Origin of the sequence: Sphingomonas sp. NCPPB 2930 (genome assembly GCF_042867205.1) — a bacterium.
Classification (GTDB): domain Bacteria; phylum Pseudomonadota; class Alphaproteobacteria; order Sphingomonadales; family Sphingomonadaceae; genus Sphingomonas.
Map to the genome: position 1 here is coordinate 17,408 of NZ_JBHZQU010000018.1, position 14,976 is coordinate 32,383.

The 14,976-nt window shown below is 67.8% G+C and carries 19 protein-coding genes; 4 read left to right on the forward strand and 15 right to left on the reverse strand.

The window, feature by feature from the left end:
* Positions 1-33: 33 nt before the first annotated feature.
* The 7 genes from ACFX59_RS16065 to ACFX59_RS16095 form a co-directional block, all read right to left on the reverse strand.
* Positions 34-762 (reverse strand): DUF4230 domain-containing protein, encoded by a 729-nt coding sequence (locus tag ACFX59_RS16065; protein WP_387433649.1) that lies wholly within the window; start codon positions 760-762, stop codon positions 34-36.
* The gene (locus ACFX59_RS16070; protein WP_387433651.1) at positions 744-1,604 is read right to left on the reverse strand and encodes an MBL fold metallo-hydrolase; all 861 of its coding nucleotides are present in this window, start codon (positions 1,602-1,604) and stop codon (positions 744-746) included. Before ACFX59_RS16070 ends, ACFX59_RS16065 begins: the two co-directional genes overlap by 19 nt.
* Positions 1,605-1,694: 90 nt before the next feature.
* A complete protein-coding gene (locus ACFX59_RS16075) occupies positions 1,695-3,308 on the reverse strand; it encodes a M56 family metallopeptidase (protein WP_387433653.1) in 1,614 nt (537 codons plus the stop codon).
* Positions 3,305-3,673: a BlaI/MecI/CopY family transcriptional regulator gene (locus ACFX59_RS16080; RefSeq protein ID WP_307104458.1), complete on the reverse strand. Its 369-nt coding sequence runs from the start codon at positions 3,671-3,673 to the stop codon at positions 3,305-3,307. The genes ACFX59_RS16075 and ACFX59_RS16080 overlap by 4 nt, the downstream gene beginning before the upstream one ends.
* Positions 3,674-3,832: 159 nt before the next feature.
* On the reverse strand, positions 3,833-4,156 hold the full coding sequence (grxD, locus tag ACFX59_RS16085) for a Grx4 family monothiol glutaredoxin (RefSeq protein ID WP_307104456.1): 324 nt from the start codon (positions 4,154-4,156) through the stop codon (positions 3,833-3,835).
* 31 nt (positions 4,157-4,187) lie between these two features.
* Positions 4,188-4,439, reverse strand: a complete 252-nt coding sequence (locus ACFX59_RS16090; protein ID WP_307104454.1) for a BolA family transcriptional regulator — start codon at positions 4,437-4,439, stop codon at positions 4,188-4,190.
* 1 nt (position 4,440) lies between these two features.
* Positions 4,441-4,764 (reverse strand): DUF1476 domain-containing protein, encoded by a 324-nt coding sequence (locus tag ACFX59_RS16095; RefSeq protein WP_309694350.1) that lies wholly within the window; start codon positions 4,762-4,764, stop codon positions 4,441-4,443.
* 249 nt (positions 4,765-5,013) lie between these two features.
* On the opposite strand from ACFX59_RS16095, the gene ACFX59_RS16100 reads away from it, so the two are divergent.
* Positions 5,014-5,148 (forward strand): hypothetical protein, encoded by a 135-nt coding sequence (locus ACFX59_RS16100; protein WP_307104450.1) that lies wholly within the window; start codon positions 5,014-5,016, stop codon positions 5,146-5,148.
* Positions 5,149-5,199: 51 nt separating this feature from the next.
* Here ACFX59_RS16100 and leuD read toward each other — a convergent pair whose 3' ends face one another.
* The 6 genes from leuD to ACFX59_RS16130 form a co-directional block, all read right to left on the reverse strand.
* Positions 5,200-5,820, reverse strand: a complete 621-nt coding sequence (gene leuD / locus ACFX59_RS16105; RefSeq protein WP_387433658.1) for a 3-isopropylmalate dehydratase small subunit — start codon at positions 5,818-5,820, stop codon at positions 5,200-5,202.
* Between the two features lie 158 nt (positions 5,821-5,978).
* Complete coding sequence (leuC, locus tag ACFX59_RS16110) at positions 5,979-7,448, reverse strand: 3-isopropylmalate dehydratase large subunit (protein WP_387433660.1); 1,470 nt, start codon at positions 7,446-7,448, stop codon at positions 5,979-5,981.
* Positions 7,449-7,624: 176 nt separating this feature from the next.
* Entirely contained in the window at positions 7,625-8,314 is a 690-nt protein-coding gene (locus ACFX59_RS16115; protein ID WP_387433662.1) for a glutathione S-transferase family protein, read from the reverse strand.
* Positions 8,314-8,949: a CoA transferase subunit B gene (locus tag ACFX59_RS16120; RefSeq protein WP_307104443.1), complete on the reverse strand. Its 636-nt coding sequence runs from the start codon at positions 8,947-8,949 to the stop codon at positions 8,314-8,316. The genes ACFX59_RS16115 and ACFX59_RS16120 overlap by 1 nt, the downstream gene beginning before the upstream one ends.
* Before the next feature lie 2 nt (positions 8,950-8,951).
* A complete protein-coding gene (locus ACFX59_RS16125) occupies positions 8,952-9,818 on the reverse strand; it encodes an HAD family acid phosphatase (protein ID WP_387433667.1) in 867 nt (288 codons plus the stop codon).
* Positions 9,819-9,966: 148 nt separating this feature from the next.
* Positions 9,967-10,668, reverse strand: coding sequence for a CoA transferase subunit A (locus ACFX59_RS16130; protein WP_387433670.1), 702 nt, complete (start codon positions 10,666-10,668; stop codon positions 9,967-9,969).
* A gap of 100 nt (positions 10,669-10,768) precedes the next feature.
* On the opposite strand from ACFX59_RS16130, the gene ACFX59_RS16135 reads away from it, so the two are divergent.
* The gene (locus ACFX59_RS16135) at positions 10,769-12,418 is read left to right on the forward strand and encodes a thiamine pyrophosphate-binding protein (protein ID WP_387433672.1); all 1,650 of its coding nucleotides are present in this window, start codon (positions 10,769-10,771) and stop codon (positions 12,416-12,418) included.
* 215 nt (positions 12,419-12,633) lie between these two features.
* Here the strand turns inward: ACFX59_RS16135 and ACFX59_RS16140 are convergent, their stop codons facing one another.
* Positions 12,634-12,816: a CsbD family protein gene (locus ACFX59_RS16140; RefSeq protein WP_307104433.1), complete on the reverse strand. Its 183-nt coding sequence runs from the start codon at positions 12,814-12,816 to the stop codon at positions 12,634-12,636.
* Between the two features lie 90 nt (positions 12,817-12,906).
* On the reverse strand, positions 12,907-13,917 hold the full coding sequence (gene thiS / locus ACFX59_RS16145) for a sulfur carrier protein ThiS (RefSeq protein WP_387433675.1): 1,011 nt from the start codon (positions 13,915-13,917) through the stop codon (positions 12,907-12,909).
* 115 nt (positions 13,918-14,032) lie between these two features.
* On the opposite strand from thiS, the gene aroQ reads away from it, so the two are divergent.
* Both aroQ and accB read left to right on the forward strand, forming a co-directional pair.
* Positions 14,033-14,467 carry a type II 3-dehydroquinate dehydratase gene (aroQ, locus tag ACFX59_RS16150; RefSeq protein WP_387433678.1) on the forward strand — a complete coding sequence of 145 codons (435 nt, stop codon included), beginning with the start codon at positions 14,033-14,035 and terminating at the stop codon, positions 14,465-14,467.
* Positions 14,468-14,481: 14 nt separating this feature from the next.
* Positions 14,482-14,970, forward strand: a complete 489-nt coding sequence (gene accB, locus ACFX59_RS16155; RefSeq protein ID WP_387433680.1) for an acetyl-CoA carboxylase biotin carboxyl carrier protein — start codon at positions 14,482-14,484, stop codon at positions 14,968-14,970.
* The last annotated feature ends 6 nt before the right edge of the window (positions 14,971-14,976 follow it).

A 14,976-nucleotide genomic window follows, 5' to 3' on the forward strand; every position in this document is an offset into this window, starting at 1 on the left:
AAGCGCAAGGCGGTGCGCCGACAATCGGGCACGTCATCCGCCGTTGCCCAGAACCTCCTGAACCGTCCGGGTCGTGTCCCAGCGTTCGTCGTCCCCAGCCTCGTCGGCGTAGCGGACCTTGACGGTCGCATCGACCCCGGCGGCGCGCAGCGGCATCGCGAAGCTGCGTTCGACCGCGCGGCGGGTGGCGTCGCGCGCCAGCTTCATCGGCGCGGGGCCTCGCGCCTGTCGCATCAGTTCGACCTGTCCGGCGGTGCGGTTGGCGGCGTCCAGCCGCTGCTCGGCATCGGTAAAGGTGGTCAGCACCCCGCCCGAGCCATATTCGCGGATCGCCGCCATATCGACCTGCGGGCCGTCGATCTCGAGCGGCGGCAGGGTGACGGTCAGCACATGATCGCCCGCATCCCAGCGGACATCCTGCTGGCGCAGCTTGCCCAGATCGACCTCGTAGCGGACCATGCCCGGCATGATGAGCGTCCGTTCGGTCGAAAAGCCCAATTGCGACTGGCGCGAGGTGACGACCGCGACATAGCGGGCGGCAAAGGCCGACAGCCGGTTCTGTTCGCGCAGGCCCTCCAGGCTGGCGCGCGCGATGGTGGTGGGATCGGGGGTCAGCCGGTCGGCGACATAGCGCTGTACCCCCCAGGCCGCGATCAGCCCGGCCAGGACCAGCAGGACGAGGACGCCCGCCGCCTTGGCCATGAACAGGCCGAAGCCGCCGCGCCGCGTCTCGACCGGCGGGCTCACGCCGCGATCGTCCATGATGCTCCCTCCTCGCGGACCAGTCCCCGCATTCGCAGATCGTAAAGATGCGCCAGCACCGAGCGTTCCGCCGCGGGCAGCAATTTGGGGTTCAGCCCGACATACATGCGCGCGGTCATCGCCGCTACCTCGAGCGGATCGCCGCCGCCCAGCAGGCGCAATATCTGCCCCTCGCGCTGCTTGCGATGGCCCAGCATGCCGCGCACCAGACGCTGCGGATTGTCCACCGCCTCGCCATGCCCCGGATAATAGACGCGGTCGTCGCGCTCCATCAACTTTTCGAGGCTGGCCATATAGGCGCCCATGTCGCCATCGGGGGGCGAGACGATGCTGGTCGACCAGCCCATGACGTGATCGCCGGAGAACAGCGCCTTGGTTTCGGGCAGCGCGAAGGCGAGATGGTTGGAGGTGTGGCCCGGCGTCGCAAGGGCGGTCAGCGTCCAGCCATCGCCCGACACCCCCTCCCCCTCGGCCAGCACCCGGTCGGGGGCATAGTCGCGGTCGAACGCGGCGTCGGACCGGCCGCCTTCATAATCGGGCGCGAAGGGCGCGGCGCCGACGACGGGCGCCCCCGTCGCGCGGGCGAGCGGGCGACTGGCCGGGCTGTGATCGCGGTGATGATGGGTGACCAGGATCGCGGCGACCGGACGCCCGGCGATCGCGTGCGACAGGGCCTCCAGATGGGCGGGATCGTCGGGGCCGGGATCGATCACCGCCACGTCGCGGTCGCCGACGATATGCGTCTGCGTCCCCGTATAGGTGAAGGGTGAAGGATTGGGAGCGAGCACGCGGGAGACCAGCGGCTCAAGCAGGATCGGAATGCCGGTCGGGTGCTCAGCCATCCCGCATCATGTGGGCAAGCCGCCGATAAAGAGCAACCCCTGTACCCATTGGCCGGGCACAGGGGTCGAGGGGGGTAAAGTCGGGGCGGATCAATCCGCGTCGCGGTTCGCCATTTCAGCCTTCAGCTCCGCCGTCGCCTCGTTCAGCCCCTTCAGGGCATCGCGCCGGGCATCTTCGGACAGGTTGCGGTCACGATTGATCGAGGCGCGGGCGCTCTCGATGCTGGCAAGCGCGATCCGCATGTTGGTCTGGGCCGAACGCTGGGCGTTCAGGGCGGACAGCGACGCCAGGCGCGCGGATTGCTCGATCCGGTCGGTGCAGATGATCGTGACCTGCCGCCGGGTCTCGCCGTCGACGGTGGTATAGCTGGTCCGGCTGTCGCTACCGCTCGTGCCGCAGCTGCGCGACTGGACGACCGGCATCGGGGGCATCGGCACCATCGGGACGACAGCGTTGCGGTCGAAAATCCGGACCTTATGCCCGTTGCGCAAGGTGACGACGCGGATGCGCGGCACGGCCGGGGCCTGGGGCGCGGCGGGCGGTTCGACGGCCGGCGAGGTGGTCGGCACGGCAGGAATGGCGGGCGGGCCGGGCGGGGTCGCCGCGATGGCGACTGCGGGCCTGGCGGTCACCACCGGGGCGATCGGCGCGGACGACGCGGTGGGCGGGTCGGACAATTCGGGTGCCGTCTGGGCAACCGCGGGCAGGACCGCCGCCGTGCTGGTCAGGTCGACGCCGATGGTCCGCTCGACCCGCTCGGTCAGTGCCGCCGCCGCCGGGGTGCCCGACGCCGTCAGGCCCAGCCCGGCCAGCACGAGCAGCGATACGCTGGCCCCACCCGCCACCAGCTGGCGACGCGAAGTCGGAGAAGTCGTCAACATCTTCAGCCTTCCTTTCAGATCCTCGATGGTGTGCAGGTGACAGGCGCCCGACAGCGCGCGGCCATGCGCGGCCTTCACGATGGCGCAGGCATAGACATGCCGGTCGGCGCGGCTGCGCCCCTTCAGGACACGCGCGTCATTGGCCAGTTCCTGATCGGCACGAAAGGCGTGGAAGGCCCGCCACGCCAGCGGGTTGAACCAGTGGAGCGCCAGCACGCCCAGCGCGATCCAGTTGGCGATCAGATCGCCGCGTGCATGGTGGCCCAGCTCATGCGCCAGCGCCAGGTCGCGCTCGTCGGCGTCGTAACGCTCGGCGAAATCGCGCGGAAAGGCGACATAGCGGTGCCAGATCCCGAAGGCGAGCGGCCCCGGCGCGCCGTCGCTGGCGACCACGCGCACGCCCTTGACCGCATCCAGCGTCTCCGCCGTGGCGAGCAGCCGCGTGCGGAACCGCCAATGGCGCAGCAGCTGGAACCCCAGAAAGCCCCCCGCCCCGACGATCCAGACCAGCGCCACTGCCTGTGCCACCATCGGCCAGAGGCTGGGCGCGGCGAGCGGCGCGGGCAGCTGCTCGGCCATCGGCACCATGACATAGGTGGTGAAGCGTTCGCTGGCCGCCGCGAGCGGCGGGGTGGCCTGCTCGGACAGGCCGCGCGGCAGCGGGGGCAGGACCAGCCGGAGCAGCGGCAGTGCCCAGAGCGCATAGGCGACCTGCGGCCCGAAGGCCCGGCGGACATATCCCCGCGCCAGCAACACCAGCGCCATCAGCAGGGCAGAGGCGATCATCGCCTCCACCGCCCAGCCCAGTTGCGCGCCGCTCACGCCTTCAGCTCCTTGAGCAGCGCCTCGATCTCGGAAATGTCCTGCGCGGTCAGCTCGTCGCGCTCGGCCAGATGCGCGACGAGCGGGGTCAGGCGGCCGCCGAACAGCCGGTCGATCAGGCGGCGGGACTCGCCCACGACATAATCGTCACGCGCCACCAGCGGGCGATAGAGATAGCGCCGCCCCTGCTCCTCATGCGCGATCGCTTCCTTGGCCAGAAGACGGCCGAGCAGCGTCTTGACGGTATTAGTGGTCCAGCCGCGTTCGGGATCGACCCGCTCGGCAACATCCTGCGCGGTCAGCGGCGAGTCCTCCCACAAAACCTCCATCACCGCATGTTCGGCATCGCTGATACGCTCGGCCATCGACTCGCCCCTTCATTGACTACGCTCGTAATCGTACGCCGATTACAGGTGTAGTCAATGGGTCGATCGCTTGGTCCTGGAGATGGGAGATGATTGCCACAAAAAAGGAGGCCGGATCGAAACCCGGCCTCCTCTTCTTGCGCCCGCAAAAGTCGGCGATCAGGCCGACTTCACGTCCTGGACCAACTCGGCCAGCTCGCCGCTTTCGTACATCTCCATCATGATGTCCGAACCGCCGACGAACTCGCCCTTGACGTAGAGCTGGGGAATGGTCGGCCAGTCCGAATAGGCCTTGATCCCCTGGCGGATGCCCTGGTCCTGGAGCACGTCGACGCTTTCGAACGGCACGTCGAGATGGTTGAGGATCGCCACCGCGCGGCTGGAAAAGCCGCATTGCGGGAAAAGGGGCGTGCCCTTCATGAACAGCAGGACGGCATTGTCCTTTACCAGCGCATCGATCCGCGCATTCGTGTCATCGGTCATATCGGTCGTTCCTGAATGAAATCGAAAAGGGTCAGGCGGTCGGTTCGGCACCCGCCGGAACCGCCGTGGTCAGTTGCAGTGCGTGGAGTTCGCCCCCCATGCGCCCGCCCAGCGCGGCATAGACAGCACGGGTTCGCGCGACCCGGCTCATCCCCGCAAAGCTGGCGGCCACGACATGCGCGGCATAATGGTCGCCGTCCCCGGCCAGGTCGGTGATCTGGACCTCGGCATCGGGAATGGCGGTGCGGATCATCGCGGCGATATCGTCGGCGGCCATCGGCATGTCAGCGGCTTTCCATCAATTGGCGGCGCGCCTCGACCTGCTGTTCGTCCAGCGCGCGGCGGACCTCGGCTTCCTCGACATCGATCCCGGCAGCGGTCAGGTCGCCCAGCAGCTTGCGGATCACGTCCTCGTCACCGGCTTCCTCGAAATCGGCCTGGACCACCGCCTTGGCATAGGCGTCGGTCTCGGCGGGCGTCAGCTTCATCCGCTCCGCCGCCCATTGCGCGACCAGACGGTTGCGCCGCGCGGTGATTCGGAACATCATCTCCTGATCCGCCACGAACCCGGCCTCCAACCCGCGCCTGCGTTCGTCAAAACTGTCCATCGGTCCGCCATCCCCCTGCCCCTCGGGGCACTGATCCAAGTCCCCGAGATAGGCACCGCCGCGCCGACGCGCAACCGATCCGAAACGGCGCCCGATTGTCGCGCCGAACCGAGGAACAGCCGCGCCCGTTCGTGCGTAATGTTCATGACACATAAACATAAGGATGGCGACGCCCGAGCAGTCGCCTCCGAAGGAGATCGGCGATCGCCTCCGAACCCGGATCGCGACGCCTAGGATGAGGAGAGTCCGATGCGCGCGCCCCTATCCCGGCCGCCCGTTGCCGCATACCCCAACGCCCCGGCGATCGAGGGGATCATCAACGGCATGATCGGCGCCCTGGCGCTATGGGCGGCCATCGCCGCCGTCATACTCGCGCTGGCCTGACCGACCCGTCACCGAGCGACGCCACGACCCGCGAGGGTCGCGGCAAGCGCCTCAAGCGATCGGCGTCGCTTCTGGCGGCAAACGACGACGCCCCTCGATCCAGGGGCGTCCCTGCGCCATTTCGCCCTCGAACGCGTCGATCGCGCTGTGCCGCGCCAGGGTGAGGCCGATCTCGTCTAGGCCGTTCATCAGGCATTCGCGGCGGAACGGATCCAGCTCGAAGGGAAAGCGATCCTGAAAGGGCGTGGTGACGCTCATGGTTTCCAGATCGACCATGATGGGCTGATCCTGCGCCACCTCGACCAGCCGGTCGACCGCTTCCTGCGGCAGGACGACGGGGACGATGCCGTTCTTGAACGCATTGCCCGAGAAGATGTCGGAGAAGCTGGGCGCGATGACCGCGCGGATGCCCATGTCGGCCAGCGCCCAGGCGGCATGTTCGCGGCTGGAGCCGCACCCGAAATTGTCGCCCGCGATCAGGATCGGCGCTCCGGCATAGCGCGGATCGTCGAAGATATTACCGGGCTGGGCGCGCACCGTCTCGAACGCGCCGCGCCCCAGCCCCGCCCGGCTGATCGTCTTCAACCAGTGCGCGGGGATGATGACGTCGGTGTCGATATTCTTGGCACCCCAGGGATAGGCGGTGCCGGATACGGTCGTAACCGGATTCATGCGATAGTCCTGTTCATCGCCGGTCCCGCCCCGCAACACATGCGGGGCCGGGCGTCAGCGGCGTTGTTCGGCGGTGGCGGGCTTGGAGGCCACCCCGGCGGCATAGGCGGCCGCGCCGCACAGCACCGCGCCGGTCACCAGCATCACCAGTACATGTTTCATGCTGCCGTCACTCCCCTGTTCTCTTCACCGTCCTCGTGCGGCATCAACGCTCTAACATCGGAAAGGCGCCCGGTCACGGCCGCTGCGGCGGCCATCGCCGGGGAAAGCAGATGCGTCCGCGCGCCCGGCCCCTGCCGCCCGACGAAATTGCGGTTGGAGGTCGAGGCACAACGCTCGCCCGGCGGCACCTTGTCGGGGTTCATCGCCAGACACATCGAACAGCCCGGCTCACGCCATTCGAAGCCCGCCTGCACGAAGACGCGGTCCAGCCCCTCGGCCTCGGCCTGGCGCTTGACCAGCCCCGATCCCGGCACGACCAGCGCACGTACGCCGTCCGCCACGCGGCGGTCGCGCGCCACGGCGGCGGCGGCGCGCAGATCCTCGATCCGGCTGTTGGTGCAGCTGCCGATGAAGACATGCTGGATCGCCACGTCCTGCATCGCGGTGCCCGGCTCCAGCCCCATATAGTCCAGCGACTTGCGCGCCGCCGCCCGCTTGGACGGGTCGGCGAAGCTGTCGGGATCGGGGACCACGCCGGTGATCGGCACCACATCCTCGGGGCTGGTGCCCCAGGTCAGATTGGGGGCGATGTCGGCGGCGTCGAGCATCACGACCTTGTCGTACACCGCGCCCGGATCGCTGGGCAGCGTCCGCCACCAGGCGACCGCCTTGTCCCAGTCCGCGCCCTGCGGCGCCATGGGGCGGCCCTTCAGATAGGCGAAGGTCGTCTCGTCCGGCGCGATCAGGCCGGCGCGCGCGCCGCCCTCGATCGACATGTTGGCGATGGTCAGGCGACCCTCGACCGACAGGTTGCGGATCACGCTGCCTGTGAATTCGATGACATGGCCGGTGCCGCCCGCCGCGCCGATCTTGCCGATGATCGCGAGCACCACGTCCTTGGCCGACACGCCATGGCCCAGCACGCCGTCGACGCGGACCTCCATCGTCTTGGACGGCGACAGGAGCAGCGTCTGGGTGGCCAGCACATGCTCGACCTCCGACGTGCCGATGCCGAAGGCCAGCGCGCCCAGCGCGCCATGCGCCGAGGTGTGGCTGTCGCCGCAGACCAGCGTCGTGCCCGGCAGGGTGAAGCCCTGTTCGGGGCCGACGACATGGACGATGCCCTGCGCCGCCGCCGTCGCATCGATATAGTCGACGCCGAACTCGGCGGTGTTCCGGCGCAAGGCGTCGAGCTGCTGCGCGCTTTCGGGATCGGCGATGGGCAGCAGCCGTCCCGCCGCGTCCAGCCGCGGGGTGGTCGGCAGATTATGGTCGGGCACCGCCAGCGTCAGTTCGGGACGGCGGACCTTGCGACCGGCCGCGCGTAGCCCCTCAAAGGCCTGCGGGCTCGTCACCTCATGGACGAGGTGGCGGTCGATATAGATGAGGCAGGTGCCATCGGGCCGCCGTTCGACAACGTGCGCGGCCCAGATCTTCTCGTACAGAGTCTGGGGTCGTTGGGCCATGATGCGGGCGCTGTTATCCGAAAAGATGCGCGACGCAAAGGTGTGGCGCAATGTTATTTCGCTTTTGGGTGCGGATTCCAGTGGCCTTCGACTTCGCTCAGGCTGAACGGCGGTGGTGGAGGGCCTCTTCCCTCGCTCCGTTCAGCCTGAGCGAAGTCGAAGGCCACGCCCACCCCCTATCCTTGCGCGCGATAATCCGCCGTCACCGCACCGCACCCGGCCAGCTCGATCTCATGATCCGGGTCCCGCCACGTCTCGGCCAGCGCCTGCACTTCCCAGTCGAGCATCGCCGGATGCGCCAGGATCGTCTCCACCCAAGCGGCCCCCACCACGCCGACATCGATCCCATAAGTTCGCACCCGGAACGCCACGGGCGCATAGAAGGCGTCGACCGCCGAAAACCGCTCGCCAGCCAGCCAGGGGCCACCAAAACGCGAAAGCCCCTCGCCCCATAATTCGATCAACCGCGCGACGTCGCGATCGAGTCGGGCCGATGGCGGCCTGGCATCCACGCGCACGCCGACATTCATCGTCCGCTCGGCCCGCAGCGCGCCGAAGCCGCCATGCATCTCGGCCACCGCGCACATCGCCCAAGCGCGCGCCGCCTCGTCCTCGGGCCAGACGCCGGGATGCCGCTCGGCGAGATAGAGCGCGATGCCCAGCGAATCCCACACGGTCCGCTCGCCATCGATCAGCACCGGCACCTGCCCGGTCGGCGAAAAGGCGCGGAACGCCTCGTAATTCTCCGCCGCCGCGAACGGCTCGACGCGGTCGGCAAAGCCGATCTCCAGCGCCTTCATCAGCAGCCAGGGACGCAGCGACCAGCTGGAATAATTCCGGTTCGCGGTGACGAGGGTATAGGCCATCAGCGTTCGAACTTCGCCGTCGTCTTGGCGGCGATCTCGTCCGCCGTGACGCCCGGCGCGCACTCGATCAGGCGGAAGGCGCTGTCATGGTCGGGCCGCTGGAAGACGGCCAGATCGGTGACGATCATGTCCACCACATTGCGCCCGGTCAGCGGCAGGGTGCAGGCGGGGATGAATTTCGGGCTGCCGTCCTTGGCGTTATGCTCCATGACGACGATGATCTTCTTGACGCCCGCGACAAGGTCCATCGCGCCGCCCATGCCCTTGATCATCTTGCCGGGGATCATCCAGTTGGCGATGTCGCCGCCCTCCGACACCTCCATCGCGCCCAGCACGGTCAGGTCGATATGCCCGCCGCGGATCATCGCGAAGCTGTCGGCGGACGAGAAATAGACCGAGTGCGGCAGCTCGCTGATCGTCTGCTTGCCCGCATTGATCAGGTCCGGGTCGACCTCATCGTCATAGGGAAAGGGGCCGATGCCCAGCATCCCGTTTTCGGATTGCAGCGTGACTTCAACGCCTTGCGGGATATGATTGGCCACCAGTGTCGGGATGCCGATGCCCAGATTGACGTAGAAGCCGTCCTTCAGTTCCTTGGCCGCACGGGCAGCCATTTCGTCGCGGGTCCAGGCCATCACTATTCTCCCATCGGGTGCCACCGCCGATCGGCGGGGAAGATGTCGTCCGCGCTACCCTTCAGCGCCTTGCCATAGACGGGGTTCGGGAAGACGAACCAGCCGCGCCCCCACAAGGCGGCGATGCGCGGGGCGTCTGCACGGGCGCGACGCTGGGCCACGCTGCCAGCTTCGTTGAACAAGTCACTGAAATCGCCCAGTTGATCGCCGCCCATCGCGATCACGCAATAGCGTTCGGCGATCCGTCGACGCCGGGCGTCCTTGCCGTCGCCGGTATCGGTATCGGTCCGCACGAACAGCGTATCGCCATGCACCGCCGGGCCCAGCCCCGCCGCATCGATCGCGCGCGCCGCGCCCGCCGCATCGTCGCGGTTGGTGTTGAAGATCACGGTCACGCCCATCGCACGCAGATCGGCAATCGCCGCCGTCGCGCCGGGGGTCGGCAGGACGGCACGGCCATCGCTTTTCTCCCAGGCGCTCCAGCGGCCGGGAAAGGCGCGGTCGCCACGGCCGGTCAGATCGTCCTGCTCGAAACCCAGGTTCAGGAGGACGGTTTCGTCGACGTCGAACACCGCCGCCGGGCGCTTGCCCGCACAGGACAGGAAGCGCGGATTGTCTATGGTCGCGCCCTCCTGGAGCACCACGCTGTCGCGCGGGGGGCGGCGGACCTGGTCGGCGGCATAGGTGACGAGCGCGTTCCAGGCCTGGCGCGAGATCGCGTCCGCCTCGGCCGAGCCGTAGAGATATTGCATCCCGGCGAGCTTGGGGTTCGCCGCCGCCGGGGGTGGAGGGGCAGGACTGGTGTTGCCGACCGCGACGACGCAGCCGGACAGGGACAGGGCGGCGGCGAGGGTCAGGGCCAGCCTCAAGCCGGGGAGCCCTCCCCCAACCCCTCCCGCTTGCGGGAGGGGAGAGCTTGCGGGACGACCGACATGGTTCAACATCAGACGTTTCATGAACTCCCCCTCCGCCAGATACGCTCCCCCTCCCACAGGCGGGAGGGGCCTGCCCCAACCATCAAGCCCGCTCGCGGACCGTCCGAAACTCGATCTTCTTGTCGTAGGGCGCGCCGACGATCATCCGCTTCACATAGATGCCCGGCAGATGGATCTGGTCGGGATCTAGGCTGCCCACCGGCACCACCTCCTCGACCTCGGCGACGCAGACCTTGCCCGCCGTCGCCATCGGCTGGTTGAAGTTGCGCGCGGTCTTTCGGAAGATCAGGTTCCCGGCCTCATCGGCCTTCCACCCCTTGATGATCGACAGGTCGGCGCGGATGCCGCGTTCGAGGATATAGTCCTCACCGTCGAAGCTCTTCACTTCCTTGCCCTCGGCCACCTTCGTGCCGACGCCGGTCTTGGTATAGAAGCCGGGGATGCCCGCGCCCCCCGCCCGGCACCGTTCGGCGAGCGTGCCCTGCGGACAGAATTCGACCTCCAGCTCGCCGCTGAGATATTGCCGCTCGAACTCCTTGTTCTCGCCGACATAGGAGGAAATCATCTTCCTGACCTGATGCGAGCGGAGCAGCTTGCCCAGCCCCACGCCGTCGATCCCGGCATTGTTGCTGGCGATGGTCAAGTCCTTGGTCCCCGTCGCCTCGATCGCGTCGATCAGCCGCTCCGGGATGCCGCACAGGCCAAAGCCGCCCGCGCAGATCGTCATGCCGTCGAACAACAAGCCGTCGAGCGCGTGGGCCGCGTCGCGATAAAGCTTCTGCATGGGCGTCCTCCCTATGATGGACGGAGCGTTAGGCGGAGCGGTGGAGCCCGGTCAACCCGGCGTTTGCGCTTTGCGAAGCAGCGGGTCTAGGCTGGGCGCCATGACCCAGATCACCGGCGGACGCCTGCTTGTCGATGCGCTTCTCGAACAGGGGTGCGACCGTATCTTCACCGTGCCGGGTGAGAGCTTCCTGGCGGTGCTCGACGCGCTGCACGACACGCCCGCGATCGACCTCGTGACCTGTCGGCAGGAGGGCGGCGTGACCTTCATGGCGTGCGCCGACGGCACGCTGACCGGACGGCCGGGCATCGCCTTCGTGACGCGCGGACCGGGGGCGACCAATGCGGCGATCGGCGTCCATGTCGCACGACAGGATTCGCAGCCGATGATCCTGTTCATCGGCGATGTCGACCGGGGCACCCGCGACCGCGAGGCGTTTCAGGAGGTCGATTTCCAGGCGATGTTCGCGCCGCTGGCCAAATGGACCGCGCGGATCGACGATGCGGCGCGCATCCCCGAATATGTCGCCCGCGCCTACGCCACCGCGATGAGCGGGCGGCCCGGCCCGGTCGTGCTGGCGCTGCCCGAGGACATGCTGTGCGACCTGGTCGAAGGCCATGCCCGCCCCCGTATCGAACGCCCGTCGCAGGATGTGCGGATCGAGGACGTCATGGCCGTGCAGGCGTTGATCGAAAAGGCCGAGCGCCCGGTGGCGATCATCGGCGGCGCGCACTGGAGTGACGACGCGGTGGCGCTGGCCGGGTCATGGGGCGAGGCGGCCGGCATTCCGCTGGTCGCGGCCTTCCGGCGTCAGGATGCGGTGTCGGCGACCTGCCCGGTCTATGCGGGCAATCTGGGCTATGGCCCCAATCCCGCGCTGGTCGCGCGGGTGAAGGCGGCCGATCTGCTGATCGTGCTGGGCGCGCGGCTGGGGGAAGCGACGACCGATGGCTATAGCCTGATCGCCCCCGACCATCCGGGGCAGATTTTGGTCCATATCCATCCCGACCCGGAGGAACTGCACAGCACCTATCGCACCGATCTGGCCCTGTGCTGCGACGTGGACCGCGCGCTGGGGATGCTGGAATTGCTGGCGACGCAGGCCGCCACGCCGCATCCCTCCGGGGCCGAAGCCCATGCCGCCTATCGCGCCTGGTCCGACCCGGCTCCGCGCGAGGGCGTGACGCTCGATCTCGGCCAGTGCGTCGCGGCGATGCGCGAGGCGCTTCCCGCCGACTCGATCCTCTGCAACGGCGCGGGCAATTATTCGGGCTGGTGGCATCGCTATTGGCGGTATGAGCCGGGGTGCCAGCTTGCCCCGACCTGCGGCGCGATGGGCTATGGCGTGCCCGCCGCCACCGCCGCCGGGCTGCGCCACCCGGACCGGACGGTCGTCGCCCTGGCGGGCGATGGCTGTTTCCTGATGAACGGACAGGAACTGGCGACCGCCGTCCAGCATGGCGTGTCGATGCTGGTGATCGTGGTCGACAATGGCGGCTATGGCACAATCCGGATGCATCAGGAGCGCGAATATCCCGGCCGCGTGGCGGGAACCCGGCTCGGCAATCCCGACTTCGCCGCGCTTGCCCGTGCCTATGGCTGCTGGAGCGAGAGGGTGACGCGGACCGAGGATTTCGCCCCCGCCCTGTCGCGCGCGATGGCGGAGCCGGGCGTGCGGCTGCTTCACCTGAAGACCGATATCGAGATCATCACCCCCGCCACCACCCTGTCGCGAATCGCCGGGCGCTAGGTCGGGTGTCATTTGCCTTCCGCCCCGGTTCTCGCCGGGGCAGGAAGCAAAGGACGCAAAAGTCCCATTCCGACACCCGCAAGACGATCCAAGCAACGCCGCCACGGCCTGCCGGACTTCACCCGATCGCCCCCAGGCAAAACAAAACCGCCCCGGCGTGAGCCGAGGCGGTGAGTTTCGTTGCTGATTGCTTTAGTCAGAAGCGAATAGCAGGATCAGATGTTGTCGCCAAGCGCGCCCTTCACCGATCCCTTTACCTGCTGGCCTTTGCCTTCGACCTGCTGGGCCTGACCCTCCGCCTTCAGATCGGCGTCGTGGTTGTGCTCGCCCAGAGCTTCCTTGGCCTTGCCAACCAGTTCGTTGACGTTGCCCTTGATCTTGTCGGTCAGCTCACCCATCGGGGCCTCCATTTACTGGGGATTGCCACATCCCGTTGAACACTCGGAGATAGAACCCTTTGTTACGCGGCAAGTTCCCTGAAATTAATGTCAGATAAGCCCGGCGAGCGGGCTCGAGGGATCGGCATAGCGGCGCTGCCCCATCCGTCCGGCGCGGTAGGCCATGCGCCCCGCCTCGACCGCCGCCTTCATCGCGCGGGCCATCAGCACCGGGTCCTTGGCCTCGGCGATCGCCGTGTTCATCAGCACGCCGTCACAGCCCAGCTCCATCGCCACCGACGCCTCGGACGCGGTGCCGACCCCGGCATCGACCAGCACCGGAACCTTGGCCCCCTCGACGATCAGGCGGATCGTCACCCTGTTCTGGATGCCCAGCCCCGAGCCGATCGGCGCGCCCAGCGGCATGATCGCGACCGCGCCGACATCCTCCAGCCGCCGGGCCGCGATGGGATCGTCGACGCAGTACACCATCGGCTTGAAGCCTTCCTTGGCCAGGATCTCGGTCGCGCGCAGCGTCTCGACCATGTCCGGATAGAGCGTCCGCGCCTCGCCCAGCACCTCCAGCTTGACCAGGTCCCAGCCGCCCGCCTCGCGCGCCAGCCGCAGCGTGCGGATCGCGTCCTCGGCGGTGAAGCAGCCCGCCGTGTTGGGCAGATAGGTGATCTTCTTCGGGTCGATGAAGTCGGTCAGCATCGGCGCATTGCGATCCGACACGTTGACCCGGCGCACCGCCACGGTGACGATCTCCGCGCCCGAGGCTTCGACCGCCGCCGCATTCTGCGCGAAGTCCTTATACTTGCCGGTGCCGACGATCAGGCGCGAGCGGAAACGCTGCCCCGCGACTTCCCACGAATCATCGTCCGTGACCGCAGCCGCATGATCGCCGCCGCCGACGAAGTGCACGATCTCGATCTCGTCGCCATCCTCGATCTCGACCTGCGCCAGCGTCGAGCGCGGCACGACCTCCAGATTGCGCTCCACCGCCACCTTTTCGGGCACCAGCCCCAGCTGGCTCGCCAGATCGGCCAGCGACAGGCCCGCCTTTACCCGCTTATGCTCGCCATTCACGGTGATCGTCACGGTTCCATCGGTATGGGGCATATCTGTGTCACTTACCATGCAAGTCGCTGCCCGCTCGACGTGGGATAGGGCATGCGGTTAAGGAAGGCCCTCGATCTAGGCCCGGCCATTCCGAGCCGCAACCATGGGAGTGCGGATGTCCGCGACCGTTTATGTCCTCAACGGGCCGAACCTGAACCTGCTCGGCCTGCGCGAGCCGCATATCTATGGCCATGACACGCTGGACGATATTGCGGGGATGCTGGAGGATCGGGCCCGCGAGCTCGACCTCGAGATCGACATGCGCCAGTCCAACCATGAAGGCCATCTGATCGACTGGCTGCACGAGGCCCAGGCCTATGAGGCCAAGGCCGTGCTGCTCAATGCCGGGGGCTTCACCCATACGTCGATCGCGATCCATGACGCGATCAAGTCGGTGACGACCCCGGTGATCGAGGTTCACCTATCCAACCCTCATGCACGGGAGCCATTCCGTCATGAAAGCTTCATCGGGCGTGCCGCAAAAGGCACAATCGCGGGTTTTGGCGCGCATTCCTATCTGCTCGCGCTTGAAGCCGCGGCCCGGTTCTGACAGGAGCGCGTCCCATGACCGAAAAGACTGAACAAGCGATGAAGGTCGATGTCGACCTCGTCCGTCAGCTCGCCGAGCTGCTCGACGCCACCGCCCTGACCGAGATCGAGGTCGAGCATGGCGACCGCAAGATCCGCGTCGCGCGCAAGGCCGCGGCCGTCGCCCAGATGGGCTATGCGCCGGCGCCCGCGCCCGTCGCTGCCCCGGCCGCCGCGCCCGTCGCCACCGCCGCACCCGCAGAGGTCGGCGCCTCGGCCCCGGCCGTCTCGGCCAATGCGGTGAAGTCGCCGATGGTCGGCACCGTCTATCTGTCGGCCGAGCCGGGCGCCAAGCCCTTCGCCTCGATCGGGCAGAAGGTCGCTGCGGGCGACACGCTGCTGATCGTGGAAGCCATGAAGGTGATGAACCCGATCACCGCGACGTCGGCGGGCACCGTCACCGCCGTCCTGGTCGAGAACGGCCAGCCGGTCGAGTTCGACCAGCCCCTGGTCGTCGTCGAGTAAGCCGCC

Bases quoted from the DNA above. Each gene is read 5' to 3' on its own strand.
- ACFX59_RS16065 (WP_387433649.1), bottom strand. From the start codon at position 762: ATGGACGATCGCGGCGTGAGCCCGCCGGTCGAGACGCGGCGCGGCGGC.
- ACFX59_RS16070 (WP_387433651.1), bottom strand. From the start codon at position 1,604: ATGGCTGAGCACCCGACCGGCATTCCGATCCTGCTTGAGCCGCTGGTC.
- ACFX59_RS16080 (WP_307104458.1), bottom strand. From the start codon at position 3,673: ATGGCCGAGCGTATCAGCGATGCCGAACATGCGGTGATGGAGGTTTTG.
- grxD (WP_307104456.1), bottom strand. From the start codon at position 4,156: ATGACCGATGACACGAATGCGCGGATCGATGCGCTGGTAAAGGACAAT.
- ACFX59_RS16090 (WP_307104454.1), bottom strand. From the start codon at position 4,439: ATGCCGATGGCCGCCGACGATATCGCCGCGATGATCCGCACCGCCATT.
- ACFX59_RS16095 (WP_309694350.1), bottom strand. From the start codon at position 4,764: ATGGACAGTTTTGACGAACGCAGGCGCGGGTTGGAGGCCGGGTTCGTG.
- ACFX59_RS16100 (WP_307104450.1), top strand. From the start codon at position 5,014: ATGCGCGCGCCCCTATCCCGGCCGCCCGTTGCCGCATACCCCAACGCC.
- leuD (WP_387433658.1), bottom strand. From the start codon at position 5,820: ATGAATCCGGTTACGACCGTATCCGGCACCGCCTATCCCTGGGGTGCC.
- leuC (WP_387433660.1), bottom strand. From the start codon at position 7,448: ATGGCCCAACGACCCCAGACTCTGTACGAGAAGATCTGGGCCGCGCAC.
- ACFX59_RS16115 (WP_387433662.1), bottom strand. From the start codon at position 8,314: ATGGCCTATACCCTCGTCACCGCGAACCGGAATTATTCCAGCTGGTCG.
- ACFX59_RS16120 (WP_307104443.1), bottom strand. From the start codon at position 8,949: ATGGCCTGGACCCGCGACGAAATGGCTGCCCGTGCGGCCAAGGAACTG.
- ACFX59_RS16130 (WP_387433670.1), bottom strand. From the start codon at position 10,668: ATGCAGAAGCTTTATCGCGACGCGGCCCACGCGCTCGACGGCTTGTTG.
- ACFX59_RS16135 (WP_387433672.1), top strand. From the start codon at position 10,769: ATGACCCAGATCACCGGCGGACGCCTGCTTGTCGATGCGCTTCTCGAA.
- ACFX59_RS16140 (WP_307104433.1), bottom strand. From the start codon at position 12,816: ATGGGTGAGCTGACCGACAAGATCAAGGGCAACGTCAACGAACTGGTT.
- thiS (WP_387433675.1), bottom strand. From the start codon at position 13,917: ATGCCCCATACCGATGGAACCGTGACGATCACCGTGAATGGCGAGCAT.
- aroQ (WP_387433678.1), top strand. From the start codon at position 14,033: ATGTCCGCGACCGTTTATGTCCTCAACGGGCCGAACCTGAACCTGCTC.
- accB (WP_387433680.1), top strand. From the start codon at position 14,482: ATGACCGAAAAGACTGAACAAGCGATGAAGGTCGATGTCGACCTCGTC.